At 66.6% G+C, this 25,747-nt stretch carries 23 protein-coding genes and 1 tRNA gene; 15 read left to right on the top strand and 9 right to left on the bottom strand.

Annotation, left to right across the window (positions count from 1 at the left end):
* Positions 1 to 41 precede the first annotated feature (41 nt).
* On the bottom strand, positions 42 to 1,007 hold the full coding sequence (locus H6900_02675) for a LysR family transcriptional regulator (protein ID MCC0072173.1): 966 nt from the start codon (positions 1,005 to 1,007) through the stop codon (positions 42 to 44).
* Between the two features lie 7 nt (positions 1,008 to 1,014).
* A complete protein-coding gene (locus tag H6900_02670; protein MCC0072172.1) occupies positions 1,015 to 1,785 on the bottom strand; it encodes an aspartate dehydrogenase in 771 nt (256 codons plus the stop codon).
* A 156-nt stretch (positions 1,786 to 1,941) separates the two neighbouring features.
* Here H6900_02670 and H6900_02665 point away from each other — a divergent pair, with 156 nt between their 5' ends.
* The 6 genes from H6900_02665 (at position 1,942) to H6900_02640 (ending at position 7,363) form a co-directional block, all read left to right on the top strand.
* On the top strand, positions 1,942 to 2,895 hold the full coding sequence (locus H6900_02665; protein ID MCC0072171.1) for a dihydrodipicolinate synthase family protein: 954 nt from the start codon (positions 1,942 to 1,944) through the stop codon (positions 2,893 to 2,895).
* Positions 2,888 to 3,784 carry a DMT family transporter gene (locus H6900_02660; protein MCC0072170.1) on the top strand — a complete coding sequence of 299 codons (897 nt, stop codon included), beginning with the start codon at positions 2,888 to 2,890 and terminating at the stop codon, positions 3,782 to 3,784. Before H6900_02665 ends, H6900_02660 begins: the two co-directional genes overlap by 8 nt.
* A 131-nt stretch (positions 3,785 to 3,915) precedes the next feature.
* On the top strand, positions 3,916 to 4,479 hold the full coding sequence (locus H6900_02655) for a 3-hydroxyanthranilate 3,4-dioxygenase (GenBank protein ID MCC0072169.1): 564 nt from the start codon (positions 3,916 to 3,918) through the stop codon (positions 4,477 to 4,479).
* A 26-nt stretch (positions 4,480 to 4,505) separates the two neighbouring features.
* Entirely contained in the window at positions 4,506 to 5,492 is a 987-nt protein-coding gene (locus H6900_02650; protein ID MCC0072168.1) for a TRAP transporter substrate-binding protein, read from the top strand.
* A gap of 69 nt (positions 5,493 to 5,561) precedes the next feature.
* On the top strand, positions 5,562 to 6,107 hold the full coding sequence (locus tag H6900_02645; protein MCC0072167.1) for a TRAP transporter small permease: 546 nt from the start codon (positions 5,562 to 5,564) through the stop codon (positions 6,105 to 6,107).
* A complete protein-coding gene (locus tag H6900_02640; GenBank protein MCC0072166.1) occupies positions 6,104 to 7,363 on the top strand; it encodes a TRAP transporter large permease in 1,260 nt (419 codons plus the stop codon). The genes H6900_02645 and H6900_02640 overlap by 4 nt, the downstream gene beginning before the upstream one ends.
* Positions 7,364 to 7,392: 29 nt before the next feature.
* Here H6900_02640 and H6900_02635 read toward each other — a convergent pair whose 3' ends face one another.
* The gene (locus H6900_02635; GenBank protein MCC0072165.1) at positions 7,393 to 9,576 is read right to left on the bottom strand and encodes a transglycosylase domain-containing protein; all 2,184 of its coding nucleotides are present in this window, start codon (positions 9,574 to 9,576) and stop codon (positions 7,393 to 7,395) included.
* A 280-nt stretch (positions 9,577 to 9,856) separates the two neighbouring features.
* Here H6900_02635 and H6900_02630 point away from each other — a divergent pair, with 280 nt between their 5' ends.
* Together H6900_02630 and H6900_02625 are read left to right on the top strand one after the other, a co-directional pair.
* A complete protein-coding gene (locus H6900_02630; GenBank protein MCC0072164.1) occupies positions 9,857 to 10,195 on the top strand; it encodes a P-II family nitrogen regulator in 339 nt (112 codons plus the stop codon).
* Positions 10,196 to 10,228: 33 nt separating this feature from the next.
* A complete protein-coding gene (locus H6900_02625) occupies positions 10,229 to 11,578 on the top strand; it encodes an ammonium transporter (protein ID MCC0072163.1) in 1,350 nt (449 codons plus the stop codon).
* A 110-nt stretch (positions 11,579 to 11,688) separates the two neighbouring features.
* Here the strand turns inward: H6900_02625 and H6900_02620 are convergent, their stop codons facing one another.
* Positions 11,689 to 12,729, bottom strand: coding sequence for a LacI family DNA-binding transcriptional regulator (locus H6900_02620; protein MCC0072162.1), 1,041 nt, complete (start codon positions 12,727 to 12,729; stop codon positions 11,689 to 11,691).
* A 210-nt stretch (positions 12,730 to 12,939) separates the two neighbouring features.
* On the opposite strand from H6900_02620, the gene H6900_02615 reads away from it, so the two are divergent.
* Positions 12,940 to 13,016: transfer RNA gene (locus tag H6900_02615), tRNA-Arg, on the top strand.
* Positions 13,017 to 13,167: 151 nt separating this feature from the next.
* On the opposite strand, the gene H6900_02610 is transcribed toward H6900_02615, so the two are convergent.
* Positions 13,168 to 14,103: a calcium-binding protein gene (locus H6900_02610; GenBank protein ID MCC0072161.1), complete on the bottom strand. Its 936-nt coding sequence runs from the start codon at positions 14,101 to 14,103 to the stop codon at positions 13,168 to 13,170.
* A 483-nt stretch (positions 14,104 to 14,586) separates the two neighbouring features.
* Here H6900_02610 and rpsO point away from each other — a divergent pair, with 483 nt between their 5' ends.
* From rpsO to H6900_02595, 3 genes are all read left to right on the top strand, one after another.
* Positions 14,587 to 14,856: a 30S ribosomal protein S15 gene (rpsO, locus tag H6900_02605; GenBank protein MCC0072160.1), complete on the top strand. Its 270-nt coding sequence runs from the start codon at positions 14,587 to 14,589 to the stop codon at positions 14,854 to 14,856.
* A gap of 136 nt (positions 14,857 to 14,992) precedes the next feature.
* The gene (locus H6900_02600) at positions 14,993 to 15,655 is read left to right on the top strand and encodes a TrkA family potassium uptake protein (protein ID MCC0072159.1); all 663 of its coding nucleotides are present in this window, start codon (positions 14,993 to 14,995) and stop codon (positions 15,653 to 15,655) included.
* 2 nt (positions 15,656 to 15,657) lie between these two features.
* Complete coding sequence (locus tag H6900_02595; protein ID MCC0072158.1) at positions 15,658 to 17,010, top strand: Ktr system potassium transporter B; 1,353 nt, start codon at positions 15,658 to 15,660, stop codon at positions 17,008 to 17,010.
* Here H6900_02595 and H6900_02590 read toward each other — a convergent pair.
* The 3 genes from H6900_02590 to H6900_02580 are packed head-to-tail and all read right to left on the bottom strand — an operon-like array spanning position 17,007 to position 20,426.
* Positions 17,007 to 18,977: a TRAP transporter fused permease subunit gene (locus H6900_02590; GenBank protein MCC0072157.1), complete on the bottom strand. Its 1,971-nt coding sequence runs from the start codon at positions 18,975 to 18,977 to the stop codon at positions 17,007 to 17,009. The two genes, H6900_02595 and H6900_02590, sit on opposite strands and share 4 nt — an antisense overlap.
* 4 nt (positions 18,978 to 18,981) lie before the next feature.
* Positions 18,982 to 19,461, bottom strand: coding sequence for a DUF1850 domain-containing protein (locus H6900_02585; protein ID MCC0072156.1), 480 nt, complete (start codon positions 19,459 to 19,461; stop codon positions 18,982 to 18,984).
* Positions 19,461 to 20,426 carry a TAXI family TRAP transporter solute-binding subunit gene (locus H6900_02580; GenBank protein ID MCC0072155.1) on the bottom strand — a complete coding sequence of 322 codons (966 nt, stop codon included), beginning with the start codon at positions 20,424 to 20,426 and terminating at the stop codon, positions 19,461 to 19,463. Before H6900_02580 ends, H6900_02585 begins: the two co-directional genes overlap by 1 nt.
* Positions 20,427 to 20,695: 269 nt before the next feature.
* On the opposite strand from H6900_02580, the gene pnp reads away from it, so the two are divergent.
* The 3 genes from pnp to H6900_02565 are packed head-to-tail and all read left to right on the top strand — an operon-like array spanning position 20,696 to position 24,510.
* The gene (gene pnp, locus H6900_02575) at positions 20,696 to 22,837 is read left to right on the top strand and encodes a polyribonucleotide nucleotidyltransferase (GenBank protein MCC0072154.1); all 2,142 of its coding nucleotides are present in this window, start codon (positions 20,696 to 20,698) and stop codon (positions 22,835 to 22,837) included.
* Between the two features lie 51 nt (positions 22,838 to 22,888).
* The gene (locus tag H6900_02570; GenBank protein MCC0072153.1) at positions 22,889 to 23,770 is read left to right on the top strand and encodes a glycosyltransferase family 2 protein; all 882 of its coding nucleotides are present in this window, start codon (positions 22,889 to 22,891) and stop codon (positions 23,768 to 23,770) included.
* Positions 23,767 to 24,510, top strand: a complete 744-nt coding sequence (locus tag H6900_02565) for an FkbM family methyltransferase (GenBank protein MCC0072152.1) — start codon at positions 23,767 to 23,769, stop codon at positions 24,508 to 24,510. Before H6900_02570 ends, H6900_02565 begins: the two co-directional genes overlap by 4 nt.
* A gap of 54 nt (positions 24,511 to 24,564) precedes the next feature.
* Here H6900_02565 and H6900_02560 read toward each other — a convergent pair whose 3' ends face one another.
* Positions 24,565 to 25,641, bottom strand: a complete 1,077-nt coding sequence (locus H6900_02560) for an aspartate-semialdehyde dehydrogenase (GenBank protein ID MCC0072151.1) — start codon at positions 25,639 to 25,641, stop codon at positions 24,565 to 24,567.
* Positions 25,642 to 25,747 lie beyond the last annotated feature (106 nt).

Here is a 25,747-nt window from a genome sequence, read left to right as displayed (position 1 = left end):
TCAAGTGAATTGAGAAAATACTGGTATCCGAAAGCCTGATATCAGGGAGATCCGGTTTCGACCTTGAGGTTCTGCGCGGCCCTGCGCAACGCCTCGAGGAACGCCCCGCCAGCGGGCGACAGGCTTTCGACGCCGCGATGCGAAACGCCGACGGGATTGGCGCCGAACGGCACCGCCCAGTCAAGCGCGACGAGCAGCCCGGCCGCGATGTCCAGCGCGGCCACCTGTGCCGGCATCAACCCGATGAAGTCATGGCTTCTGAGCATCGTCCGATTGGCAAGATACGACACCGATTCGATCGTGACGCTGGGCGTATACTGGTCAACCCGCACAAAGAACTGATCGGTCTGGCGGCGCAGTGTCGTTTCGACCGGCGGCAGGATCCAGCCATAGGGCATCAACTGTTCAAAGCCGATCTGCCGCGCCCGGGCCAGCGGATGCTGCGGTCCGACCACGGCCAGAACCCGTTCGTCAAAGAACTTTTCCTGCTTGATCCTGGTGCGGTGGCGGTGGCTGGGCAATCGTCCGACGACCATGTCGATCTCGCCCGACAGCAGGGACGGCATCAGCACCTCGTTGGTGCCCTCGACGATCTTGATCGCCACCTTCGGGCGGTCCTTCAGCAGGGCCTCCACTGCTTCGGGCAGGATCATTGGCGACGCGGCCAGAAGCGTGCCCACCACGACCCTGCCGCTGTTGCCCTCGTTCAGGTCGTCCAGTTCCTGCGCGGCGGTCGAAATCTGCGCAAAGATCAGCTTGCCGTGCCGGATCAGGCTTTCGCCGAAGATCGTCGGCACGACGCCGCGATTGGTGCGCTCGAACAGCTTCACCTCGAAATCGAGTTCGAGATCCTGGATCATCTTGGTCGCGGCGGGCTGGGAAATCCCGAGGTCCCGGGCGGCGTTCTGGATATTGCCATGAAGGCCGACGACGACCAGCAACCTGAGTTGGCGCAACTTGAGCCGGGTCAGCGCACGTTCGACGATACGGGTGTGGCTGTTGATCATGCGCGGATCACAGGCTGATCCAGCCGCGCTGGCGTTCGATCGCCGCGACGACGCTCATCGCCGCGATGGCCGAGCTTTTGGGATTGTCGGGCAGGCTTGCGGCCTCGATGTGAAAGGTGAACCGGCCGAACGTGCCCGACGCCGTGATTTCGTGCACGTTGGCGGTGACGGCCGGGTCGGCGATCAGCGCGACCTCGGTGCGGTCGAACCCGATCCCGGCCAGCGCGACGGCGGCCGCGACATTGGCGTTCTTGGGATAGCGCAGGGCGGCTTCCCGGGCGGTGCCGGTGAAATGCGTGGCGGCCTGGTCCAGCGTGGCCAGATCCAGGACGGTCTCGGCGGGCGAACCCATCCAGCCGCGCGGCGGCTTCCGCCCGGTATAGCGAACCTGGGCAAGTTCGCCGATCCGCGCCGCTTGCAGGCAATCCAGCGCGCCGATGGCGCCGCTGGCAAGGTAAAGCCGCGATCCGCCCGCGACGGCGGCCTGTTCCAGCCTGTCGCACAGCACCGGGTCCGCCAGCGCCCCCGGCGAGACGGTCAGCAGGTCGATCCCGCGCGCAAGAATGGCCGGCCCATGTTCGGCCAGCGCCGCGTGGCCCGCGCAATCGATCATCAGCGTGACCTGTTCGGGCAGGTCCCTGGCACTGGCGACGCGCGGCCCGCCCGCCTGGGCCTTGGCCGGCCGGACGATCCACGCCACGGGAACCAGCCCGCGCTTTGCCAGTTCCGCCTGCACATGGCGCCCGATGGCGCCTTCCCCGATCAGTCCGATATTCAACGCGGTTCTCCTCTGGTCGGTTTCAACTTAACGGCATTTCCCGTGGCTTTGATATCCAAAATTGGAATATCCAATTCGGACCTATCCGATTGGCCGCGCGCCACGGATCGGGCCTTATTGCGGCCATTCTGACCCCAGCTTTTCCGGACCCCAGCCATGAAATACGCCAAGCACGACGCCAAAGCCCATGCGCGCGAAACCATGCGCGGCATCTGGGCCGCCGCGCTCAACCCCTTTGACGAGACCCTGGCGCTGGACGAGGCCGGCCTGCGCCGCAACATCCGCCACTGGATTGACGATCTGGGCATCCAGGGCCTTTTCGTTGCCGGAAAGCAGGGCGAGTTCTGGTCGATGTCGCTGGAAGAGCGCAAGCGCAACATGACCATCGCCGCGCAGGAATGCGGCGACCGGGCCGGGACCATCATGTCGATCTCGGACCAGAACGTCGATACGGTGCTGGAGCTGGGCCTCCACGCGCAAGACTGCGGCGCCGACTATGTGGTGGTCCACGCGCCGATGCTGAGCTTTTGCCACGACCGCGACGAGGTCTTGTTCAACTATTACAAATACCTCTGCGACCGGCTCGATATCGGCATCGCGATGTGGAGCCACCCCGACAGCGGCTATCTGATGGCCCCGGAAACCTGCGCCCGCGTTGCGGAATTGCCCAATATCATGGCCATCAAGTATTCCGTGCCGCGCGAGATGTATGTGCGGCTGACCCAGATGGTGGGCGACAGGATCCTGGTCTCGACCTCGTCCGAGGAAGAATGGCTCGACAATATCGAGGAACTGGGCTGGCAGCTTTATCTGTGCTCGTCGCCGCCCTATCAGTTGCAGACGAAGAACGACCGCCGGATGCACGAATATACTGAACTGGCGTTCGCCGGAAAGCTGGATCAGGCGCGGCGGGTCCGTGACAGCCTGAACCCGGTGCGCGCGGCGATTCGCGCGACCAAACCGGGGGGCAAACCCACCGCGCATGGCAAGTATTGGCAAGAGCTTCTCGGGCAGGTTGGGGGGCGGGTGCGCCACCCGATGCTGGAATTGACCGAGGCCGAAAAGGCCGCGACGCGTGCCGCTTTCGAGGGCTGCGGCCTTCGTGTTTGACCAGATCGCGCTCGGCGGTATCGGTTTCGCGGTGCTGGCCGCCGCGGCCTATGGCTTTGCCGGGGTGGCCATCGCGCAGGGCAAGCCGGTCGCAAGGGGCGACAATGGCGTCTACCTGTCGGCCCTGGTGACCGCGCTGGGCACCGGGCTGCTGTGGATGGGGTTCGGCCGGGTCCAGTTGGCGCGGCTGCTCGACCCCGGCTCGGTGGGCACGGTCGCGATCTTTGCGGCTGCCGGGGTCTTTTCCACCGTGCTGGGCCGCGCAACGCTCTATCGCGCCACGGAACGGATCGGCGCGGTGCGGGCCAGCCTCTTGCGTCGGCTCACGCCGGTCTTCACGCTGCCGCTGGCGCTGCTTCTGCTGGCCGAGGTGCCGGGGCCGCGGGCCCTGGTCGGGGCGGCGATCGTCCTGGTGGCGGTGTTGATCTACCAGGGCGGGCCCGGACGCGAGGTCTGGGACAGGGCCGGGTTCTGGATCGGAATCGGGTCGGCGGCGGTCTACGCCTCGGCCTATGTCCTGCGCCGGCTGGGGCTTGAGACTCTGCCCGACCCGCTGCTGGGAACATTCATCGGGGCGATCGTGGGCTGCCTTTGGTTCCCCCTCGCGGCTCTTGCGGGCAGGGCGCGCGGGGCAAGGCTGCGGCGATTGCTAGCCGACCGCGGCCGTTGGCAATGGGCCGCCGCCGGGGCACTGGCCGTCGGACAGGTCTGCCAGTTCGCGGCGTTGGCCGCGATCCCGGCTGTGGTGGTGGCCTGTCTCGGCACGCTCGAGGTGTTCTTTGCCGCGCTTTTGTGGGGCTTGTTCGGGCACGGGCTTTCGGTGGCCCCCGCGCGTTTCGCGTTCACGCTGATCCTCGCGGCGGGGGGAACCGTCCTGCTGCTGGATTAGACGGCTGGCTATCACAAATATGGATACCGAATTTCCTCGAAACAAATATTTCTTGGGATCAGACTCGCCTAGGATCACCACGGGACACCGCGCACCAAGAGGGCCACACAGGCCCGGGATGGAGAAATCAGATGGCCGAACATCCGACACTGAAACCGTTCAACTTCAAGAAATGGGTTGAGGATAACGCGGACAAGCTGCGCCCGCCGGTTGGCAACCAGTTGTTGCACAAGGAAGGCAACATGATCGTGATGGTCGTCGGCGGGCCGAACACCCGCGTCGATTTCCATGACGACCCGGTCGAGGAATGGTTCTTTCAGCAGAAGGGCGACATGATGCTGAAGATCGCCGACGGCGGAAAGATCTATGACGTGCCGGTTCGCGAGGGCGAGGTTTTCCTGCTTCCGCCGCACACCCGCCACGCCCCGCAGCGCCCGCAGGAAGGCTCGATCGGGATCGTCGTCGAGGCGCCGCGCCAACCCGGCATGAAGGAAGGGTTCGAGTGGTATTGCTTCAACTGCGAAGGGCTGGTGCACCGCGCCGAAGTGACGCTTGACGGCCCCGAGGGGATCGTGTCCGCTCTACCGCAGATCTACGACGCCTTCCACAACGACATGGACGCCCGCACCTGCCCGCATTGCGGCACCGTGCATCCCGGCCGGGGCAAGCCGCCCGAGGGCTGGGTCCAGCTTTGACCGGAACCATAAACAGGGAGAAACCAATGAACACACTGGGTAAAACGCTTGGCGGCGCGCTTCTTGCGCTTTCGGCCGCCTTTTCGGGCGCCATGGCGTCCGCCAACGAATTCCGGCTTGGGCTGATCACGCCCCCGCCGCATATCTGGACCCGCGCCGCCGAGGCCTTTGGCGCCGACCTCGCGGCCCAAAGCGGCGGCCGGCACAGCGTGACCGTGTTCCCGGCGCAGCAGCTTGGCAACGAAGCCGAGATGCTTCAGCAGTTGCAGACCGGCGCGCTCGACATGGCGTTCATGACGGTGGCCGAAGTGTCCAACCGTGCGCCCGATTTCGGGGCCTTCTACGCGCCGTTCCTCGCCAATGACATCAGCCATGCCGGGCGCATCCTGCGCAGCGACACGGCTGTCGGGATGCTGGCGCAGCTTCCGGCCGAAGTCGGCGTCGTGGGCGTCGGCTACGGCATGGCCGGGTTGCGCCAGATTGTCACCCGGGGCGACGTGACCTCGGCCGCCGACCTGGCCGGACTGAAGATCCGGATCACGCCCTTCGAACCGAACCTCGATTTCTACCGGGCGCTGGGCGCCGCGCCGACCCCGATGCCGCTGCCCGATGTCTATGACGCGCTGGCCAACGGTCAGGTCGATGCCATCGACATGGATGCCGAGCTGATCTGGCTGCTGCACTACTACGATCACGCCGACACCATCATTCAGTCCAACCACATGATGTTCCCGATGGTGGGGCTGGTGTCCGCCCGGGTCTGGGCGACCCTGTCCGAAGAGGACCGGGCGATGATCGGCACCTTGATGGCGCAGCATGTCGACAGCACGATCGACAGCTACATCGGGCATGAGCAAGGCTGGCTCGACCAGATCGAGGGAACCGGAAAGACCTATCTGCGCGTGGGCCCCGAGTTCTTCGGCGATGCCGTCGCCCAGTGGAACGCCATCTGGGAAACGCGGTCCAGCATGCTGGGCGCGCTGCGCGAGGTGGCGGCCGCGACCGCCGAATAAGCTGTCGGACATCAGCAGGTCAGGGGCGGAACGATACACCGCCCCCGACCGGATTTTGGCGAGGATGGCATGTTCAGAAAGATTTCGGGACATTGGGCCAGGGTCGAGCTGACGCTGGCCGCCGGATTGGCGGTCGCGGTGACGCTGCTGATCTTGTTGAACGTCGTGACACGCTCGGCCGGGGCGGCGCTGTTCTGGGTGGATGAACTGGCCATCTACTGCATGGCCTGGATGACGTTTCTCGGTGCCTCGGCGGCGATACATCACGGCAACGCGGTGGCGGTGACGGTCCTCGCGGATGCCTTGCCGCGGTCCCTGCGCACCCTGGTCGCAAAGCTGGTGGATGTGATCGTCCTGGGTTTTTCGCTGGCCATGGTGTGGTTCTGCTGGCGCTGGTTCGCGCCGCTCGATCTGGCCCGGCACGGGTTCGACCTGCGGGCCTTTCAGGGCGCGACATTCAATTTCATCTATGCCGAACCGACCACCACCCTGGGGATCAAGAAGGCCTGGGTCTGGTCGATCATGTGGCTCTTTTCCCTTGGCGCCACGCTGCACAGCGTTGCCAATCTGCTTGAATCGCGCGGCTCTGCCGGCAACAGTCAGGACGTCGCATGACCCCGTTCGTATTTGCCTTTGCGCTTCTGGTCGCGGTGCCGGTATCGCTGGTGCTGGCGCTCAGCGCCATGTGGTATATCTGGGAAACGGGCAACACCGTCCTGTTCGACAGCTTTGCGCAAAAGATGTTCTCGGGGCTGGAAAACTATGGGCTGTTGGCGATCCCGCTGTTCATGCTGACGGGCGAACTGATGAACGAAGGCGGGATGACCCGCCGCCTCATCAATGCCGCGCGGGTGTTTGTCGGCGGCTTTCGCGGCGGGCTGGCCTATATCAACCTGCTGGCCAACATGTTCATGGCGGCCATCATCGGGTCGGCCACGGCGCAGATTGCGGTCATGTCCCGGGCCATGACGCCCGAGATGGAAAAGGAAGGCTATGACATCGGCTTCGCCGCTGCGACGACGGCAGCGGGCGGGCTCCTGGCGCCGGTCATTCCGCCGTCGATGATGTTCGTGATCTATGGGGTCCTGGCGCAGATTCCGATCGGCGACATGTTCCTGGCCGGGGTGATCCCGGGCCTGCTGCTGGCGCTGGCCTTTGCGACCGTCATCACGCTGATCGGATTTTTCCGGGGCCTGCCCATGGGGCGCTGGTTCACGCGCCCCGAGGCGATGTCGGCCCTGCTCAGGTGCCTGCCCGCCGCGCTGATCCCCACGGCCATCATCGGGGGGATCCTGCTGGGGATCGCCACGCCGACGGAATCCGCCGCCGTTGCGTCGCTGATCGCCTTCCTGATCGGATGGCTGGTCTACAAGGAACTGAAGCCGCGCGCGCTGGGCGAGATGTTCGTGCGCACCGCGGTCAACGCCTCGATGATCATTTTCATGATCGCCGCCGCCAACGTGTTCGGCTGGGTCATCATCTACGAGGCGCTTCCGCAAAAGCTGGCGGCGCTCATCACCTCGTTGACGCAGGATCCGTTCGTGTTTCTGCTGATCGTCAATGGCATCCTTCTGCTGGTCGGGATGCTGATCGACGGCATCGCCGCGGTCATCCTGATCACGCCGATCCTTTTGCCGATCGCGATGAACGACTACACGATCGACCCCTTCCAGTTCGGGGTGGTGATGTGCCTCAATCTGGTGCTGGGGCTGCTGACGCCGCCGGTCGGTGTGGGGCTTTACATCGCGTCGTCGATGAGCGGCGCTTCGCCATGGCGCATCCTGCGGTCGTTGTGGCCGTTTCTGCTGGCGGTGACGGTCATTCTGGTGCTGCTCAGCCGGTTCCCGGCGCTGTCCACGGCGCTGATCTAGCGCCGCTGGGGCAGGGGGGGGCCGAGGATTCAGTTGCCCCCCAGAATGCCGTTCAGAATGCCCATCACCGTGTCCGACAAGCTGCCGCCCCCGCCCTGTGTGGTGCCTGGCGTGCCGCGGGTTGTCGGCGGCTCCAGATCGGGGCGGCGGGGCACGGTCATCGGCAGCGGATGCAGGGGGGTGCCGGCGCTGATGCGGGTCATGACCTCGCGCCAGATCTCGGCCGGGAGGCCGCCGCCGGTGACCCCGGTCAGGGGCGAGTTGTCGTCGTTGCCCATCCAGACGCCGACGACGTAATCGGCGGTGAACCCCACGAACCAGGCATCGCGGGCCGAAGTGGTCGTCCCGGTCTTGCCCGCTGCCTGTCGGCCATCGGGCAGTTGCGCGCGACGCCCGGTGCCATAGGGGGCCTCGATCACCTGCGTCATCATCCAGATCAGCCGCTGCGCGGCGTCCTCGCTGATGACCCGCTCGCCGATGCCCGACCCGATGGTCATGAGCGGTGTCGATTCGCCGGCCAGCGTCAGCGAGGTGAAGCCGTAGGGCCGCACCGCGCTGCCGCCATTCAGGATACCCGCGAAGGCCGCCGTCATGTCGAGCAGCGTCGCTTCGCTGGAACCCAGCGCCAGCGACGGCCCCTCGGCCAGGTCGGAATGCAGGCCAAAGGCGTTGGCGGCCTGGCGCACGCGCTCGCGGCCCATCGCCTCGGAGATACGCACCGCCGGGATGTTCTGCGAACGTGCCAGGGCCTCGACCAGGGGCATATAGCCCAGAAAATCGTTGCTGTAGTTGCGCGGGGTCCAGGGGCCCGACCCCGGCACGTTGATCGTCAGCGGCGAATCGTCCACCAGATCATAGGGTTGATAGCCGTCGTCCATGGCCAGCGCATACACAAAGGGCTTGAAGGCCGACCCCGTCTGCCTGAGCGCCTGGGTCGCGCGGTTGAACCCGCCCGGCACATAGCCGCGACCGCCGACCATTCCGCGCACGGCGCCGTCCGCCGACATCACCAGCACCGCCGCCTCGGCCGTAGACCCCTGGCGCACGCGGTTGGCAAAGACATCGGCCACGGCGGCCTCGGCCTGGTGCTGCACGCGCTGGTCCAGCGTGGTCTGGATGCGCACGTCCTCGGTCGTGTCGCGGGTCAGCCAGGCGGGGCCGGTCTGCATCACCCAATCGGCAAAGAACCCGCCGGTGGACCGGTCCGCGGCGTCGTGCAGGGTCGCGGGATGGGTGCGCGCGTGCTCGTATTCGGCATCCGTCAGATAGCCCTGTTCGTGCATCAGCCCCAGCACCACGGCCGCGCGTTCCTGCGCGCGTTCCAGGTTGCGGGTCGGTGCGTAATAGCTGGGCGCGACCAGCAAGCCGGCCAGCATCGCGGCCTCGGCCGGGCTCAAGGTTGCGGCGGAATGGCCGAAATAGCGTTGCGAGGCGGCCTCGAACCCGCGCGAACCGGCGCCCAGAAAGGCGCGGTTGATGTAGATCGTCAGGATGTCGGCCTTGGTATAGTGCAGCTCCAGCGCAAAGGCGTAGGGCAGTTCCTGGATCTTGCGCCAGACGGTGCCCTCGCGGCAGTCGGCCTCATACTCGGCCTCGGTTGCCCAGGTGTCGGGGTCATAGGGCCGGCCCAGGCACAGCAGCTTTGCCACCTGCTGGGTGATCGTGGACCCGCCCGCGCCCCGGAACGGGCCGCGCCCCGCCGCGATGTTCGACGCGATCGCCCCCAGGATGCCACGCGGGCTGACGCCCATATGCCAGTAAAAGCGGCGGTCCTCGGTGGCGACGATGGCGTGCACCAGGTTTTCCGAAACCTGGTCCGAGGTGGTGAACCCGCCGAATGACTCGCCGCGCCACGCAAAGACCTGTCCGTCGGCGTCGAGCATCGTCACCGATCCGCGCGCGCGCCCGTCCAGCAGGTCCGTCAGGTCGGCAGGCAGGGTCGTGTAGAAGTAAAAGGTGGCGGCCGCCATGACCAGGGTAGCGGCCAGCCCCACCCGCCAGACGACGCCCCAGATCAGCCGCAGCACCCAGCGCAGTAGCCGCACGACGATGTTGCCGCTGCGCTTTGGCGCACGTTTGCGTGGCGGCTTGCGCCCGCCCCCGCCCGAGCCCGATCGCCCCCCGCCCGAGGACCCGCCGGACCGGGCACGCGGCGATTGCTGCGCACGCTGGTCCGCCACCAGAGGGGGACGCCGATTTCCGTTTGATGCCATGCCCGAGGGTGCCCGTTCGCCGTGTCGTTTCGACTTTTGTGACACCATACATGCCCGCGCCGTCGATGTGGAGTGCGTCCTCAAGGGCGATTCGCCTTCGTGATATGCCCAAAAATTCATCGCGACCGCCTGAATGTGCAAATTTTCGGCAGAAGTGGCGGATTCGCCCCCGTCCGGCCCCCGGCGCGCCGTTGCTCTTTGCACCCGCAGCACGCGCAATGCCGACAGGAGGTGCCCCGACGCGGGGGCGCTGGCCAGGGACCGCAAGAAGGGGGCATCCGTGAAATACATCATCGCAGCAATCAAGCCGTTCAAGCTGGAGGAGGTGCGCGAGGCACTGACCGACATCGGTGTGCGCGGCTTGATGGTCACCGAGATCAAGGGCTTCGGCACCCAGTCCGGGCACACCGAGATCTATCGCGGGGCCGAATACGCCGTGAATTTCGTGCCAAAGGTGAAGCTGGAAATCGCCGTGCCGGACGGTCTGGCTGAACAGGTCGTCGAGACCCTCTCGCGCACCGCGCGCACCGGCAAGATCGGCGACGGCAAGATTTTCGTTCTGGATCTGGAACAGGCAACCCGCGTGCGCACCGGCGAAGCCGGCGACGACGCACTGTAAGCGGCAAGGGACAAGGGAAAAGGACCGACTGACATGAAACTGATGAAACTGCTTCCCGCCACGGGCGCCGCGCTGTTGCTGCCCCTGGCCGCCCTGGCCCAGGAGGCCACGGCCGAAGTGGCCGCCGAGGTCACCCCGGTCATGGACAAGGGCGATGTCGCCTGGATGATGACCGCGACGCTGCTGGTGTTGTTCATGATCATCCCCGGCCTGGCGCTGTTCTATGGCGGCCTTGTCCGCTCGAAGAACATGCTCAGCGTGCTGATGCAGTGCACCTCGATCGCGGCGATGGTCATGGTGATCTGGGTTCTCTACGGCTATTCGTTTGCCTTCGGCGGCGGCACCTCGCCGTTCTGGGGCGGGCTGGGCAAGCTGTTCCTCGGCGGCGTCACGCCGGATTCGATGGCGGCGACCTTCACCGACGGCGTGGTGATCCCCGAATACGTGTTCATCGCGTTTCAGATGACCTTTGCCGCGATTACCCCGGCGCTGATCGTCGGCGCCTTTGCCGAACGTATCAAGTTCGGCGCGATGATGCTGTTCATGGCGCTGTGGGTCACGCTGGTCTATTTCCCGGTCGCGCACATGGTCTGGGACAGCTCGGGCCTAATCTTCAACCTGGGCGGCGGCACCGGCGCGATCGACTTTGCGGGCGGCACGGTGGTGCACATCAACGCCGGGATCGCGGCGCTGGTCGGCGCGCTGGTGATCGGCAAGCGCGTGGGCTATCGCAAGGACAACATGGCGCCGCATTCGATGACGCTGACGCTGGTCGGCGCGGCGATCCTGTGGGTTGGCTGGTTCGGCTTCAACGCCGGTTCGAACCTGGAAGCCAACGGTGGCGCGGCGCTGGCCATGATGAACACCTTTATCGCCACGGCGGCGGCGATCCTGGCCTGGAACATCATCGAAAAGTTCACCCGCAAGCATTCCTCGATGCTGGGTGCGGCCTCGGGCATGGTGGCCGGTCTGGTGGCGATCACCCCGGCCTGCGGCACGGTGGGCCCGATCGGTGCGATCGTTCTGGGCGCGGTGGCGTCGCTGGGCTGCTACTTCTTTGTCGCGGTGGTCAAGAACAAGATGGGTTATGACGACAGCCTCGACGTGTTCGGCGTGCATGGTGTCGGCGGGATCATCGGCGCCATCGGCACCGGCTTCCTGTCGTCCGAGGCGCTGGGCGGCGTCGGCACCCTGGCCGACACGGCCGCGGCGCAGACCTGGATCCAGGTCCAGGCGGTTCTGATCACCGTGGTGTGGTCCGGCGTGGTGTCCTTTGTCCTTTACAAACTGGTGGACATGACCGTCGGCCTGCGCGTCACGACCGATGACGAACGTCAGGGGCTGGATCTGAGCAGCCACGGCGAATCGGCCTATAACTACTGATCCCGCCTTTTCCTTGGGGGTCGTGGCCCGGGCGTTCGCGCCCGGGCTTTTTGTCCACCAAAAGGCCCGCCGTCACGGGCGGGCCCTGCCACATTCACCGGGGGCAGATGTCAGCGCCGGCGGATCGTTTCGCCCGGTTCGAGCCGCGGGGACAGTTCGATCCGGTGGCCGCCGATCACGCCATCGTCAAAACCCTTGCCCGCGATGATGTTGGCCGCGGCTTCGCCGATCTCGCGGCGGCAGGCGTCGATGGTGGCCAGCCGCATCGGCAGACCATCCAGGAAATCGACGCCGTTGAACCCGGCGAGGCCCAGCTTGCCCGGTACGTCCAGCCCCTTTTCCAGGCAGTACAGCAGCCCGCCTGCGCCGATCATATCATTGGAATAGTAAAGGAAATCCAGGTCCGGATTGCGCGACAGAATGGCCTCGGTCAGTTCGCGGCCCTTTTTCAGGGCCGAGCCGCCGGAATAGAGTTCGGTATCGGCCAGCGCGATGCCGTGTTCGGCCAGGCCCTCGGTCAGCCCCTCCAGACGTTTGCGGGCGCGATGATCGTCGGCCATCTTGGTGCCCAGGAAGCCGATCTTGCGATAGCCGGCGGCGACGATCGCCTCGGCCATCTGGCGGCCGGCGGCGCGGTGCGATATGCCGACGACGCTGTCGATCGGCGAGCCATCGGAATCCATGATCTCGACGATCGGGATGCCGGCGTTCTCCAGCATGGCGCGGGCGGACTCGGTGTGCTCCAGCCCCGCGACGATCACCCCCGAGGGGCGCCACGAGAGCATTTCGTAAAGGACATTCTCTTCCTTGTCGGGCGAGTAATTGGTGACGCCGAACACCGGTTGCAGCCCGGTATCCTCGAGCGCGGCCGAGATGCCGCTCAGCACCTCGGGGAAAACCATGTTCGACAGCGAGGGGACGATCACCGCCACCAGGTTGACCTGCTGCGAGGCCAGGCCGCCGGCGATCTTGTTCGGCACGTAGCCCAGCGCCCGCGCGGCTGCCAGAACCTTTTCGCGCGTGGCTGGCGAGACGTCCTCGCGGTTGCGCAACACGCGGCTGACCGTCATCTCGCTGACGCCGCAGGCTTCGGACACATCGCGCAGTGTCAGCGGGCGGCGGTTCTCGGGGTGACGCGGCGGTTGGGCCATTGGTCGGACTCTCCTTCAGAGCGTCCCTTGGGTGGGACGCGCGGGGCGCAGTTTCAGGTCGCGAATGCTTCTTTGTAGAACGCGGTTTGCCAGAGTGTCAAAGCATCCCGCGCAGCGCGGTCGCTGCCGCACAAGGGCGCGGCCGGCCGGCAGAAAATCCTGCGCCAAGGCTTGCCTTGCGCCGCAGGACCCGCCAATACAGGACGCGGCGGCCCCGTGGCTCAACTGGATAGAGCAGCCCCCTCCTAAGGGGCAGGTTACAGGTTCGAATCCTGTCGGGGTCACCAGATCGCCTGAACCGGGTGGCGGTCGGCGGCGCGCAGGTGGGGCAGGCGCCGGGACCGGGATCAAGCGCAGGGTTCAAGGCGGATGAACGGGCGCCGTCGCGCGGGCTCGTGGGGTGCTTTGCGGGGCCGGGGCGTTGGCGGGCCGGCCGGGTCAGCCCGTCACGGGCAGGCCAGCCGCATCCACGGCGACCAGCGCCACGGACCCCGGGTCCAGCGCGGCCACGCCCGAGAGACGGGCCACCAGCGCGCCGTTCAGGAACACCCGCAGCGATCCGGTTTCGGTGTCGAAGCTCGTGGTGATCGCGGGCTCGGGCGTGCCGGCCTCGTGCGCGATCAGAAGATGGTCGAAACCGACCGCGAAATCCGAAACCTCGGCCGGGTTGGTGCTGTCGATCCAGTCGCCCAACAGAAAGCCGTCGGCGCCGGACCCGCCGCTGGCGATGTCGCCCGATCCCAGGACCAGCACATCCGCGCCGTCGCCACCGTTGAGGAAATCCCGCGCGCTGCCATCGACGCCCAGGGGGTCGGGCGCGTAGCCGGAGAGGGTATCGTCCCCCGCACCGCCCATCAGCAGGTCGCCGCCCGGGCCCGCGCGCAGCAGGTCGTTGCCGGCGCCCCCTTCCAGCGTGTCGGCGCCGTCGCCGCCATCGAGGGTATCGTTCCCGTCGCCCCCCAGCAGCGTGTCACGCCCATCGCCGCCCGAAAGGCTGTCGTCGCCATTGCCGCCGACCAGCGAATCGTTGCCGTCGCCGCCGTCCAGGATATCGCTGCCGTCGCCGCCCAGAAGGGTATCGTCGCCGCCATTGCCCAGCAGCGAATCGGCGCCGTCCGCCCCTTCGATCCAGTCGTCGCCGGTGCCACCCAGAACGGTGTCGTTGCCGGCGCCGCCCTGGCTGGGTCCGCCCGTGTCGCCTGCGTCGATAAAGGCGTCCGGGGCCTGATAGCCGGGGCCGTCGGTGCTGATGTATTCGCCTTCCTCGCCGTGGCCGGCATAGCCCTGCGCCAAGCCGGTTCCCGTCGGGTCGTCGCCGCCCGGTGCGGGTGTCCCGGCGAGACCGCCCGCCAGATCGAAACCGGGCCCCGCGATACCCGGGTCCACCAAACCCGGGCCGGTTGCGTCCGGGCTGGCAAAATCCAGCATATCGGCGGATTCGGCGGAGGCAGAGTCGACCAGACCGTCGCCGCCCGTGTCATCCGCCGGCGGGTCGGCCGAATCGGTGGGATCCTGGCGCAGCAGCATGTCGCCCGCGCCCGCGGCGAACACCACCCCGAACAACCCCAGCAAAAACCACATAACGCACCCCCTACGCCCGCACGGCGATGGTCCACGACATTCGTGAGTCCAGTGAACCCGGAAACCCTGAACAAACAGCGATCATGGGCCAGTATAAAGACGGTTTCTGCAAAAGTGGTTAACGGGCGGGCAACCAGACCCGAGACCACCGTTGCCCTTTGTCCGGCGATCGCGTATAGGCGCGCATCCTCGCCCGAACGGGCAGGTTCCTCCACGGGCCTTTTCTGGACGACATCCCGGATTGCGCCTTGACCCTTTTTGACACAGGAGACCCCGATGTCGATCACCGTTGAAGAAAAACAGCGCCTCATCAAGGAATTCGCGACCAAGGAAGGCGACACCGGTTCGCCCGAAGTGCAGGTTGCGATCCTGACCTCGCGCATCACCACCCTGACCGAGCACTTCAAGACCCACAAGAAGGACAACCACAGCCGTCGTGGCCTTCTGATGCTGGTTGCGCAGCGCCGCAAGCTGCTGGACTACCTGAAGGGCAAGGAAGAAGCCCGCTACACCGCCCTGATCGCGCGTCTCGGCATCCGCCGCTGATCGCCGCGCCTTGAGCGTGCAGCGCCCGCCAGCGATGGCGGGCGTTTTGCGTTAGCGATCACGCGGCGCACTCTTGACTCGCCCGCCGCAGGGGCGCAGACCCTCGGGACGTTTCCGTGGGAAACGGAGAAGGACTATGGCGAAAGACACCCGCAATTTCGCAGTCGTCGGACTGGGGGCATTCGGCAGCGCGGTCGCGTCCGAACTGGCGCGCTTCGGGAACCGGGTCGTCGGGCTGGACGCGGACGAGAAACGCGTGGCGCAGATGGCCTCGGTGCTGCACAGCGCGCTGATCGTGGACACCACCGACGACAGCGCCCTGCGTGAGGCCGGGATCGACCGTTACGACGTGGCGCTGGTGGCCATCGGTCGCGATATCCAGGCCAGCATCCTGACGGTGATGAACCTGAAACTTCTGGGGATCGAAACCCTGTGGGCCAAGGCCTCGAACCGGACCCACCACCGCATCCTGTCCAAGCTGGGCGTGGACCGGGTGATCCTGCCGGAACAGGAAATGGGCCGCCACATCGCGCAGATGCTGAACAACCCGGTGGTGCAGGATTACGTCAGCATGGGCAACGGCTACAGCGTCGTGACCATCGTCGTGCCCGAACGTCTGGACGGGCGCTCGATCCGCTCGCTGGGCATTGCCTCGACCTATGATCTGAGGGCGCTGGGGCTGATGCGCGGGACCGAGTTCCTGCCCTGCGCCGACCTGTCGCAGACCGTCATGCCCGAGGACAAGCTGATCCTGCTGGGCAAGCGCCCCGAGTTGCGGCGCTTCGGCGACACGCTTTGACCATGATGTGGCTGCGCAAACGCTTGCGCCGGGCCGCCTATCGGATCCGGCACGTCCCGCCGCCGCTGGTCCTGGCCGGGCTCTATGCGGTGCTGATCGCGCTGGGCGCGGGCGCGCTGATGCTGCCTGTCTCGACCGTTGCCCCCATCACCTGGAGCGACGCGGTCTTCACCGCGACCTCGGCGGTGACGGTGACAGGGTTGGCGGTGTTCAACACCGGAACGAATCTGACCGTGGTCGGAGAGATCGTGCTGGCGTTCCTGATCCAGCTGGGCGGGCTGGGGCTGATGACCTTTGCCGTGCTGGTGCTGGCCGCGCTTGGGATGCCGTTGGGACTGACCGGGCAGGTGTTCCTGCGCGAGGACCTGAACCACAGTTCCATGCATCAGCTCATGCGCCTGACGCGCACCATCCTGAAGGTGGTGCTGATCTGCGAGGTGGCGGGCGCGATGTTGCTGTCCCTGACCTTTGTGCCGCGTTTCGGCCTGATCCAGGGCATGTGGGACGCCGCTTTCCATTCGATTTCGGCGTTCAACAATGCCGGGTTCTCGACCTTTCCGGACGGGCTGGTGCCCTTTGCCACCGACCCGGTGGTGAACACGGTCATTCCCGCGCTCTTTCTTATCGGCGGCATCGGCTATGTGGTGCTGCAAGACGTGTTCCGGCAGAAATCGCCGCGCAGCTGGTCCTTGCACACCAAGATCACACTTTTGGGCACGGCGATCCTGATCCCCTGGTCGGTCATCATGTTCGCGGCGCTGGAGTGGAACAACCCCGGCACGCTGGGCCAGTTCGATTCCTGGGCCGCGCGGCTGGTGGTCAGCTGGTTCCAGGGCGTCACCACACGCACCGCAGGGTTCAACACGACCGACATCGCCGCGCTGCACGACGACACGTCGATTCTGTTCATCTCGCTCATGTTGATCGGCGGCGGGCCGACCTCGACCGCCGGCGGGATCAAGGTCACGACCTTCGTCATCATGCTGCTGGCCACGGCGGCCTTTTTCCGGCGGCAGACGCAGCTTCACGCCTTTGGCCGGTCGATCGGTCTGGACCAGGTGCTGAAGGTGATGGCGCTGACCGCCATTTCGATGCTGGTGGTCTTTGTCGCGATCTTCATCATGACGGTGTCGCATGACGGGCATTTCATGGACATCGCGTTCGAGGTCGCCTCGGCCTTTGGCACGGTGGGGTTGTCGCGCGGCTTTACCGACGATCTGAACGAATTCGGCCGGGCGGTCATCATCGTGGTGATGTTCCTGGGCCGGGTCGGTCCGCTGACGCTGGGCTTCTTCATCGCCACCCGCAGCGCGCCCCGGATCCGCTATCCCGAGGCACAGGTGCATCTGGGCTAGGCGGCGGCCTTTGCCGCCCGCCAGTTCAGCGCCAGCAGGCCGACGATCAGTGCCGTGCCCGCGGCCTCGATCGGGACCGAGGACCAGAACACCGCGATCACCCCCGGCACCAGCGCCAGGCGCATCCACCATCGGATCGGCGCAAAGAGGAACCCTTCGAGCACCGCGGCAAAGGCGACCAGCGCGGCAATGGCGATCAACCCGTTCCAGATCACCAGAGGGATGGGGCCGCCCTCGATGATGACCGGGTTGTAGACCATGAACAGCGGGATCAGATACAGGCCCTTGGCGAATTTCCAGGCCTGGACGCTGGTTTCCATCGGGCTGGCGCCGGCGATGGCCGCACCGGCAAAGCCCGCCAGCGCCACCGGGGGCGTGACGTTCGAATCCTGCGAATACCAGAACACCACCAGATGCGCGATCAGCAGGGGCACGCCGAATTCGCTGTGCAGCGCCGGACCGACCAGGATGATGAGCACGATATAGGACGCCGTGACCGGCAGCCCCATGCCCAGCACCAGGCTGGCCAACACCACCAGCACCAGCGCGATCAGCAGGTTCCCGTGGCTGAGCGCCAGCATCATGGCGCTGAATTTCAACCCCAGCCCGGTCAGGCCGACGACGCCGACGATCACCCCCGCGACCGCGCAGGCGACCGACACGGTGACGGCGTTGCGCGCGCCCAGTTCCAGCGCCTCGGCGGTTTTCGCCAGCCCCGAGCGGATCAGCGACCAAAGCCCGTCCAGGGTGGGCCCGTTCGCCGCATAGTGCCACAATGCGCGGCCGATGGCGGCCACGGCGATCGACAGCGTGGCGTAAAAACCCACGCGCATCGGCGAATAGCCCGCGACCAGCAACGCCACCAGCGCCAGCAGCGGCAGCAGAAAGTGCCACCCCTCGGCCAGCACGGTGCGGGTGCGCGGCAGGGCCTCGGCCGGCAGGCCCTGCATCCCCAGCTTCACGGCGGCGATGTGCACCATCAGATAGATCGCGCCGAAATACAGGAACGCCGGAAAGATCGACACCAGCACGATGTCGATATAGGGCACCTGCGTGAATTCGCTCATCAGAAAGGCGCCCGCGCCCATCAGGGGCGGCATGATCTGACCGCCGGTCGAGGCCGCGGCCTCGATCCCGCCGGCCTGTGCGGGGCGGTAGCCTAGGCGCTTCATCAAGGGGATGGTGAAGGCCCCCGTGGTCACCACATTGGCGATCGCCGAGCCCGAGATCGACCCCATTCCCGCCGAGGCCACCACCGCCGCCTTGGCCGGACCGCCACGCTGGCGCCCCGTGGTGGCATAGGCCAGGTCGATGAAGAACTTGCCCGCGCCCGTCACCTCGAGCACCGCGCCGAACAGCACAAAGACGAAGATGAAGGTTGCAGCGACCCCCAGGGGCAGGCCGTAGATCCCCTCGGCCCCCAGGGTCATCTGGCTGGCCAGCCGGTCCAGCGAATAGCCCCGGTGGTTCAGGATTCCAGGCAGCCAGTCGGCCAGCCACGGCAGGGCGCCGCGGCGCCCGGCAAAGGCATAGACCAGAAACGCGGCGGCGATCACGGTCATGCCCAGCCCGACGGCCCGGCGCGCGGCCTCGAGCACCAGCAGCACGATCATCACCCCCACGGCGACGTCGATGCCGCGCGGAAAGATCTGGTTGGAAATGGTGTCGATGTTCAGCGGCAGCCAAAGACCCGCGACCACGCTGCCCGCGATCAGCAGCGCATCGATGGCCCATCCCGACGCGCCGCGCGGCCGGTAGGGGCCGAACGCCGGGTAGATCAGGAAACACAGAACCAGGACGAATCCCAGGTGGATCGGCCGCTGATAGAACAGGCCCAGCGGCTGCACGCCGGCCGCCCAAAGCTGGAACAGCGACAGTGCGATGCCGATCACGGTGATCGCTCGCAGCACGGGCAGGGGGGGCGGCAGTTTGGGCGGGGTCAGCGCGTCGGGGAATTCGTCAGCCAAAGGGTCACCGATCAGGTTGAAGGGCGATCTGGACGCGCGCGTGCTCGGCCAGCGCGGTCAGCGAGATTTCGGCGTCGGCCGTGCGCAGCCGGTGGTTCACGGCCGGGCGGCCCGGGCGCAGGACATAGGCGTTGCCGGGCACGGGCTCGTCGATATCCTCGATCCAGTAGCCGCCGCGGCCGTCGCTCACCTGCCGCCCCCGGCCCGGGATATGCCCCAGGCCGGCGCCGAAATCCGGCAGGTGCGACCGCACCAGCACCATCGCGCCGCCGCGGTCCTGATAGATGTCCTCGACCTCGTATCCATCGACCGAATGATTCCACAGGATGCTCCAGCGCGCGCCCTCGGCCACCGACAGGCGGGCGAGGACGCGGCCGGTATCGGCCAGCGACACGACGATCTGGTCGGCGCGGGCGGGGGCCGATGCCATCAGCCCCGCCAGAACCGCGAGGGCGGCCGGAAGCCGCCCCCAGAGGGTCCGCATCACGGGCGCAGACGGTCGGGAACGGTGGCGCCGATTTCCTCGAAATACCGGATCGCGCCGGGGTGCAGCGGCACCGGGGTGGCGTCCAGCGTGAATTCGACCGTGGTCTGGTTCGCCGCCGGATGCACCGCGCGCAATTCGTCGATGTTCTCGAACATGGCGCGGGTGATCTGATAGGCCAGATCGTCGTCCATGGCCGAGGACACGACCAGCACGTTCGGCACGCCGACAACCGGCACCGGCTGATCGACGCCGTTGTAGATGCCGCCGGGCAGGCTGGTGCGCGCGAAGATCGGGTTCGCACCGATGGCGGCGGTCATTTCCTCGGGCGTCAGGGCGATCATGTGGATGGATTGCGTGGTCGCCAGGTTCAGGATCGACGAGGTCGGCGCGCCCACCGACCAGAAGCCGGCGTCGATGTCGCCGTTGGCCAGCGCGTCGGCGGTCTCGTTGAAGTTCAGGCGCTGTTCGTCGATGTCGTCATAGGTGATGCCATTGGCATTGAGGATCTGCTGCGCGTTCACCTCGGTGCCCGAGCCAGGCGCGCCCACCGAGACGCGGCGGCCGCGCAGATCGGACAGGCTGGTGATGCCGCTGCCGTCCAGGGCGACGATCTGCACCATGTTGGCGTAGAGCGAGGCCAGGCCGCGGATCATCTCGAGTTGCTGCCCCTCGAACCGGCCGGTGCCGGTCTGCGCCTGCGCCACGGTATCGGCCAGGCCGATCGCCAGATCGGCGTCGCCGGTGGCGATCAGGCCCATGTTTTCGACCGAGGCGCCGGTGACCTCGGCGGTGGCGGAATACCCGTCGATGTGATTGTTGATGATCTCGGCCAGGCCGCCGCCCATCGGGTAATAGACCCCGCCGGTGCCGCCGGTGGCGATGGACAGTTGCATCTGCGCGGCCGCCGGGGCCGCCACCGACAGCGCCAGCGCCGCCGCGGACACGAGTGTGAAATGCTTCATCGGAAAGACCTCCTCGGTTTTGTTATGGGCAAATATTGGCCGGGCCGCGCCGCCGTGCCAACCGCTTATTTCCCCGGGCGCGAAATTCGTGCCGCCGTGGCCCGGCCAATGCGCCACTTCCCTTGGCCCCCGAATTCCTGTATGGCCCGCGCATCTGAGACGTGACGCTTCGACCCCGGCGTGATGCGAAGGATAGGGGTCGGCGGCAATGGGGCCGCCATAGGAACGGGAGACCCGCAGGGGCGGGAGTGCTCCCATGAGGAAACTGTATGTTCAACATCACCAAGAAGTCGATCCAGTGGGGCCAGGAAATGCTCACGCTGGAAACCGGGCGCGTCGCGCGTCAGGCCGATGGGTCCGTGATCGCCACGCTGGGCGAGACCTCGGTCATGGCCAACGTGACCTTCGCCAAGGCCCCGAAACCGGGGCAGGATTTCTTCCCGCTGACCGTTCACTACCAGGAACGCACCTATGCCGCCGGCAAGATCCCCGGCGGTTTCTTCAAACGTGAGGGCCGCCCGTCGGAAAAAGAGACGCTGACCTCGCGTCTGATCGACCGGCCGATCCGCCCGCTGTTCGTCGAGGGCTTCAAGAACGAGGTTCTGGTCGTCTGCACCGTGCTGTCGCACGATCTGGTCAACGAGCCCGATATCGTCGCGATGATTGCCGCCTCGGCCGCGCTGACGGTCTCGGGCGTGCCCTTCATGGGCCCGATCGCCGCCGCGCGTGTCGGTTTCGTGGACGGCGAATACGTGCTGAACCCCGATTGCGACGACATGGTCAAGCTGCGCGAGAACCCTGAGCAGCGCCTGGACCTGGTGGTCGCCGGCACCGCCGACGCGGTGATGATGGTCGAATCGGAAGCCTATGAGCTGTCCGAGGCGGAAATGCTGGGCGCGGTGAAATTCGCGCATGAAAGCATCCAGCCGGTCATCGGCCTGATCATCGACTTCGCCGAGGAATGCGCGAAAGAGCCCTTCCACTTCGAAGCGCCCGACTATGCGCCGATCCTGGCCCGCATCAAGGCCGTGGGCGAACCGCAGATGCGCGCCGCGTTCGGCATCAAGGACAAGCAGGACCGCGTCAACGCCATCTCGGAAACCCGCGCCGCGATCAAGGCCCAGCTCACCGACGAGGAACTGGCCGATCCGCAGCTCGACACCGCGATGAAAAAGCTGGAGGCGTCGATCCTGCGCGGTGACGTCATCAACGGCGCGCCCCGCATCGACGGCCGCTCGACCACGGATATCCGCCCGATCGTGTCGGAAACCTCGGTCCTGCCGCGCGCCCACGGGTCGGCGCTGTTCACCCGCGGCGAAACCCAGTCGCTGTGCGTGGCGACGCTGGGCACCGGCGATGACGAACAGTTCATCGACGCGCTGACCGGCACCTACAAGGCCAACTTCCTGCTGCACTACAACTTCCCGCCCTATTCGGTCGGTGAAGTGGGCCGCATGGGCAGCCCGGGCCGCCGCGAGATCGGCCACGGCAAGCTGGCCTGGCGCGCCTTGCAGGCCGTGCTGCCCGCCGCGACCGATTTCCCCTACACGATCCGCGTCGTGTCCGAGATCACGGAATCGAACGGCTCCAGCTCGATGGCCACGGTCTGCGGCGGTTCGCTGTCGATGATGGATGCGGGCGTGCCGCTGAAAGCGCCGGTCGCCGGCGTGGCGATGGGCCTGATCCTGGAAGAGGACGGCCGCTTCGCGATCCTGTCCGACATCCTGGGCGACGAGGATCACCTCGGCGACATGGACTTCAAGGTCGCGGGCACCGAGAACGGCATCACCAGCCTGCAGATGGACATCAAGGTCGCCGGCATCACGCCCGAGATCATGGAAAAGGCCCTGGCTCAGGCCAAGGCCGGCCGGATGCACATCCTGGGCGAGATGTCCAAGTCGCTGTCGGCGCCGTCGGGCTTCAGCCAGTATGCGCCCAAGATCGAGACGATGACCATTCCGACCGACAAGATCCGTGAAGTGATCGGTTCGGGCGGCAAGGTGATCCGCGAGATCGTCGAAGTGTCGGGCGCCAAGGTCGATATCAACGACGACGGCACCATCAAGATCGCCTCGAACGACGCCGATGCGATCAAGAAGGCCCACGACATGATCTATTCGATCGTGGCCGAGCCCGAGGTCGGCAAGATCTACACCGGCACCGTGGTGAAGATCGTCGATTTCGGCGCCTTCGTGAACTTCTTCGGCAAGCGCGACGGCCTGGTCCACGTGTCGCAGATCGCCAACAAGCGCCTGAACCACCCGTCCGACCTGCTGAAGGAAGGCCAGGAGGTTAAGGTCAAGCTGCTGGGCTTCGACGATCGCGGCAAGGTCCGCCTGGCGATGAAGATGGTCGATCAGGAAACCGGCGAGGAACTCGCCGCCGAGAAGAAGGACGACAGCGCCGAGTGATCGGCCCTGGCGTATGACTCAAAGCCCCCCGGTGGCGACACCGGGGGGTCCATGCATGAGGATCAGGTGCCACTTTCGCAGCATCGCGTGACGGTCGTTACCGTGGCCTACAACAGCAGCGGCGTGCTGGGCGCCATGCTGGACTCGTTGCCGGACGGGACGCCCTGCGTGATCGTGGACAACGCCTCGCGCGATCGCGCCGCGTTGCGCGCGCTGGCGGATCGTCCCGGTGTCTCGCTGATCGAAAATCCCGCGAACGAGGGTTTTGGCCCCGCCTGCAATCGCGGCGCCGCCGGTGTGACAAGCGAATTCCTGCTGTTTCTGAACCCCGATGCCCGCCTGGCGCCCGATACGCTGGACCAGTTGATCGCCGCCGCCGATGCCCACCCTGAGGCCGTCGCCTTCAACCCGCGCTTTCAGGACGACGCCGGGCAGGGGGCCTTCAAGCGCAGTTGCCATCTGCTGCCCCGCAGCCAATGGATGCCTAAGGGAACGCCCGCCGCCGATTGCGCGCTGCCGGTCCTGTCGGGTGCGGCCTATTTCGTGCGCCGCGCGGCGTTCGAGGCAGTGGGCGGCTTTGATCCCGCGATTTTCCTGTTCTTCGAGGACGACGACCTGTCCCTGCGCCTGCGCGGCCTGGGAACCCTGCGACTGGCCCGCGCCGCGCTGGTCACGCATACCGGCGGCGGTGGATCGGCCCCCGACCCGCGGATCGAAGGGTTCAAGGCGTGGCATTTCGGCTGGTCGCGGATCTACGCCTCGCGCAAGCATGGCCGAACCGGCGCCTATGTGAAGACCCTGGTGCGCGCCATTCCGCGCGCGCTGTCGCCGCGGACCTGGGTGTCGGCCCCGGCGCGGGCCGAACGCTGGGGGTATCTGCGCGGCATCACCCAGGCCCAACTGAACCGTCCGAACATCGGAGCACGGCTATGAAATTCATGAAACGTCAGCGCCGCACGGCAATCCTGTGGCTGCTGGATCGCCTGGGCGTCTCGACCGAGGTGTTTCACCCTTACGGCGTCGAGGTTCATGTGCCCAAGGGGTCGGACCTGTCGATGCGATACAACCTGACGCGCAAGGTTCCCTACGAGGTGGGCGAAGCCACGCTGATCCGCAAATACGTGACCCCCGGCACGCATGTGATCGAACTGGGCGGCTGCGTGGGCGTGATCTCGGCGTTGACCCGCAGCGTGATCGGCCCCGAGGCACGGCAGATCGTGGTCGAGGCCGAAAAGGCGCTGGTTCCGGTGTGCGGCGCCAATGCCGCGCGCGGGGCGTTGCCCGGCGCGGCGCTGGCGGTGCACGCGGCGGTCGATTATTCCGGCGCGCCCTTTGTCCGCTTTGCCACCGGGCACAACGCCCATGTCGGCCACGTTGCCCAGCCCGGCGAAGACGGCAACGACGTGCCCACCACCACCTTGACCCGGTTGATGGAGGGGTTCCCCGACGACGGACCGGCGGCGCTGATCTGCGACATCGAGGGGGCCGAACTGGCTTTGTGCCACGCGGAACAGGCGGCTTTGGCGCGGTTCTCGGTCATCGTGATGGAACTGCACCCGGGCGTCTATCCGGGCGGGGACCGGGATCAGGCCGCGCTGGAATCCGATCTGCGCGCGGCAGGGTTCACGCCGGTCGAAACCATCGACCAGGTAACCTGTTTCGTCAGGGCCTGAGCCGGCTTTGGCCCTGGCGCGCGACGGCCGCGCTGCACGCGCCAGGGTGCAGGGTCAGCGCGGCAACAGCGCCTCGGCGATCTGCACCGCGTTCAGGGCCGCGCCCTTCAGCAACTGATCGCCCACCACGAACAGCGCCAGCGACCGGCCCGACGGATCGCCCAGGTCCTGCCTCAGACGGCCGACCAGCACGTCCTCTTGCCCGCTGGCTTCGACCGGCATCGGGAAATGGTTGGCCGCGCGGTCATCGACCAGGCGAAGACCGGGCGCGGCGGCAATCCGGCGGCGGGCTTCGGCGACCGACAGCGGCGCGTCGAATTCGACGGTGACGGCCATGCCGTGCGCGCGCAACACGGGAACGCGGATGCAGGTGATGCTGACCGGCAGATCCGGGCGGCCCAGAATGCGACGGGTTTCCGCGATGACCTTCTCTTCTTCGCCGTTGTAGCCGGTGTCAGGGTCCACGGCGGCGTTGTGGCTGAACATGTTGAAGGCATAGGGATGGGGCAGGACACGCGGCGAAAAGGCGCGCCCGTCGAGATAGGCGCCGGTCGCCTGGCGCAGCTCCTCCATCGCCGCCGCGCCCGCGCCCGAAGCCGCCTGATAGGTTGCCACGTTCAGGCGCCGGATGCGGGCCGCCTGCGCCAGGGGCGCAAGGGCGACGGTCAGGATCGCCGCGACGCAGTTGGGATTGGCGATGATTCCGGCGTGCTGGTCCATGGCCGGGGCGTTCACCTCGGGGACGACCAGGGGCACCTCGGGCGCCATGCGAAAGGCCGAGGAATTGTCCACCACCACCGCGCCGGCCCGAACGGCGAGCGGCGCAAAGTCGCGCGAGACCGCCGCACCGGCCGAGAAGAACGCGACATCGACGCCGGCGAAACTGTCCTCGGTCAGGGCCTGCACGACCAGTTCGCGGCCGCGGAACGTCAGCCGTGTGCCCGCCGACCGGGCCGAGGCCAGAAGCCGCAGCGCGGCGACGGGGAAGTCGCGGGCGGTCAGGCTTTCGATCAGCTCGATCCCGACCGCGCCGGTCGCACCGACGATGGCGACCACGGGATGGGCGGGAAGGCGGCGATTGATGCGCAGCGGATCGGCGGCGCGGGCGAGGGGGGGCGAAAGGTCGGTCATCGTCGTTCTCCATGAGAGGACGGGGACCGGTTTCCTGCCTGGCGCGCCCCGTCCGGTTACCGGCGGGGCTTCGGGCTTCAGTTCGGCCGCACGACCGCACACACCC

Source organism: Rhodobacter sp., assembly GCA_020637515.1.
GTDB lineage: Bacteria > Pseudomonadota > Alphaproteobacteria > Rhodobacterales > Rhodobacteraceae > Pararhodobacter.
The sequence above is the reverse complement of the archived record's forward strand: the minus strand, read 5'-3'. Positions and strand labels throughout refer to the sequence as shown.

Bases quoted from the DNA above. Each gene is read 5' to 3' on its own strand.
- pnp (MCC0072154.1), top strand. From the start codon at position 20,696: ATGTTCAACATCACCAAGAAGTCGATCCAGTGGGGCCAGGAAATGCTC.
- H6900_02640 (MCC0072166.1), top strand. From the start codon at position 6,104: ATGACCCCGTTCGTATTTGCCTTTGCGCTTCTGGTCGCGGTGCCGGTA.
- H6900_02580 (MCC0072155.1), bottom strand. From the start codon at position 20,426: ATGAAGCATTTCACACTCGTGTCCGCGGCGGCGCTGGCGCTGTCGGTG.
- H6900_02570 (MCC0072153.1), top strand. From the start codon at position 22,889: ATGCATGAGGATCAGGTGCCACTTTCGCAGCATCGCGTGACGGTCGTT.
- H6900_02665 (MCC0072171.1), top strand. From the start codon at position 1,942: ATGAAATACGCCAAGCACGACGCCAAAGCCCATGCGCGCGAAACCATG.
- H6900_02655 (MCC0072169.1), top strand. From the start codon at position 3,916: ATGGCCGAACATCCGACACTGAAACCGTTCAACTTCAAGAAATGGGTT.
- H6900_02560 (MCC0072151.1), bottom strand. From the start codon at position 25,641: ATGACCGACCTTTCGCCCCCCCTCGCCCGCGCCGCCGATCCGCTGCGC.
- H6900_02675 (MCC0072173.1), bottom strand. From the start codon at position 1,007: ATGATCAACAGCCACACCCGTATCGTCGAACGTGCGCTGACCCGGCTC.
- H6900_02645 (MCC0072167.1), top strand. From the start codon at position 5,562: ATGTTCAGAAAGATTTCGGGACATTGGGCCAGGGTCGAGCTGACGCTG.
- H6900_02595 (MCC0072158.1), top strand. From the start codon at position 15,658: ATGATGTGGCTGCGCAAACGCTTGCGCCGGGCCGCCTATCGGATCCGG.
- rpsO (MCC0072160.1), top strand. From the start codon at position 14,587: ATGTCGATCACCGTTGAAGAAAAACAGCGCCTCATCAAGGAATTCGCG.
- H6900_02565 (MCC0072152.1), top strand. From the start codon at position 23,767: ATGAAATTCATGAAACGTCAGCGCCGCACGGCAATCCTGTGGCTGCTG.
- H6900_02635 (MCC0072165.1), bottom strand. From the start codon at position 9,576: ATGGCATCAAACGGAAATCGGCGTCCCCCTCTGGTGGCGGACCAGCGT.
- H6900_02600 (MCC0072159.1), top strand. From the start codon at position 14,993: ATGGCGAAAGACACCCGCAATTTCGCAGTCGTCGGACTGGGGGCATTC.
- H6900_02620 (MCC0072162.1), bottom strand. From the start codon at position 12,729: ATGGCCCAACCGCCGCGTCACCCCGAGAACCGCCGCCCGCTGACACTG.
- H6900_02650 (MCC0072168.1), top strand. From the start codon at position 4,506: ATGAACACACTGGGTAAAACGCTTGGCGGCGCGCTTCTTGCGCTTTCG.
- H6900_02625 (MCC0072163.1), top strand. From the start codon at position 10,229: ATGAAACTGATGAAACTGCTTCCCGCCACGGGCGCCGCGCTGTTGCTG.
- H6900_02585 (MCC0072156.1), bottom strand. From the start codon at position 19,461: ATGCGGACCCTCTGGGGGCGGCTTCCGGCCGCCCTCGCGGTTCTGGCG.